A 683-nucleotide genomic window follows, 5' to 3' on the forward strand; every position below is an offset into this window, starting at 1 on the left:
AGAAAATCCTTTTGCTGTAAGAGGTTTAATATAGAAAGCTATATTTCCAAGATTGTACCAGTTCAATCTTGTAAACATCGCTTGAGCAGCTTGAGATATCCCTAGGCCTATAACGAAATCATGTTGATCCATGAGCTTTTTGATCAAAGCAACGCCTAGGCCTCTCATTCTCCATTTTTCATCGACCGAGAGGTCAATGGCACAGCACCCTGAGTAAACCTTATCGGCATAATTAACCGTACACTTTAAACCATACTGGGTGCCGACAACATCATTCCCGTCCCAAGCGATATATCGGGGGTTTTTGATGTTATTTGAAAATAGCCAATCGTTGTACTCGGGGGAGTGTCGCAAAGGGCTATTTACAAAAGCTTGTTTAAGGAATGAGTCGACACCTTCCGTTTCATTGTCTGTAACGGTTTCACGAATTCGATCCTTAAAACGCACGGCAAGCCTGTCAAAAACTTTTTGTTGATTGTTTTTCGTTTGGCTTTTTTTAGCACTCATCATTACCAACCCAAATCAACCTTGTCTATTAACTGTGCATGGAGGTGTAAATATTGAGTTGTTTTACGTTTGCTTTCAATATCATTGTAAATAAAGTCTGCTTGTTCAGTGCTCGTGTTTAATGCTTCTGCTAACTCTGATGATGGCTTTTCGTTGTTATAGAACCACAGCGCTAC

The 683-nt window shown here is 40.1% G+C and carries 1 protein-coding gene; it reads right to left on the minus strand.

Going from position 1 to position 683, the window contains the following annotated elements:
- On the minus strand, nucleotides 1-510 hold a 510-nt coding region (locus tag A3766_RS02415), incomplete at its 3' end, for a GNAT family N-acetyltransferase (RefSeq protein ID WP_156508627.1).
- Between the last annotated feature and the right edge of the window lie 173 nt (nucleotides 511-683).

The organism is Oleiphilus sp. HI0132, from assembly GCF_001635845.1.